Source organism: Comamonas sp. B-9 (assembly GCF_000410635.1).
GTDB lineage: Bacteria > Pseudomonadota > Gammaproteobacteria > Burkholderiales > Burkholderiaceae_C > Comamonas.
In genome coordinates this window covers 1-907 of record NZ_KE148667.1, presented here as the reverse complement: position 1 = coordinate 907, position 907 = coordinate 1, and the positions used below count along the sequence as shown (strand labels likewise).

The window sequence follows — 907 nt, the reverse complement described above, 5'->3', positions numbered from 1 at the left end:
CCATTGGGCAAGGTCAGCGGCTGGTTGCCGCCCACGGTCAGCTCGATCAGCGCGGCGGCCTGGTCCAGGCTGGGGCCGGACAGGGTGCCGGTGCCCAGCAGGTCACCGGGCTGCAGGTTGCAGCCGTTGACGGTGTGGTGGGCGACCAGCTGCGCCACAGTCCAGTAGGCATGGCGGTAGTTGGACTGGGTGATCTGCACCGCTGGCTGGCCGGCGGCACGCATATTGGCCGTCTGCAGGTCCACGGCCAATGCAATGTCAAAGGCACCGGCATCGCGGTTGTGGGCGCTGTCCATATAGGGCAGCGGCTGCGGATCGCCGTCGGGGCGGGCAAAGGCCACGCGGTAAGGCGCCAGCGCCTCCAGGGTCACCACCCAGGGGGAGAGGGTCGAGGCAAAGTTCTTCGACAGAAACGGGCCCAGCGGCTGGTATTCCCAGGGCTGGATGTCGCGTGCCGACCAGTCATTGAGCAGACAGAGGCCAAACACATGGTCCTCGGCCTCGCCAATGCTGACGGGCTCGCCCAGCGCGTTGGACTGGCCCACGAAGATGCCCATTTCCAGCTCGATATCCATGCGCGCGCTGGCCTTGACCGTCGGCACCGCTGCATCGGGCGCCTTGGTCTGGCCCACCGGGCGCTTGAACGGCGTGCCCGAGACCACGATGCTCGACGAGCGGCCGTGGTAGCCAATGGGCACCCACTGGTAGTTGGGCAGCAGGGGGTTGTCCGGGCGGAACTGCTTGCCGATATTGGTCGCGTGGTGGATGGAGGTGTAGAAGTCGGTGTAGTCACCGATCCGCGCGGGCAGGTTGTACTCGGCCTGCGCTTGCGGCACCAGGAAGCCCTGCCACTGCGCCTGCTCCGCCGCGCCCACGCGCAGGCCGCGCGACAGCGCCAGGCGCAGCG

1 protein-coding gene is annotated in these 907 nt (G+C 67.9%); it reads right to left on the bottom strand.

Translation table 11 applies throughout. The features are described from left to right. A partial coding sequence (gene fahA, locus H928_RS29530; RefSeq protein WP_239645064.1) for a fumarylacetoacetase occupies positions 1 to 907 on the bottom strand: 907 nt, incomplete at both ends.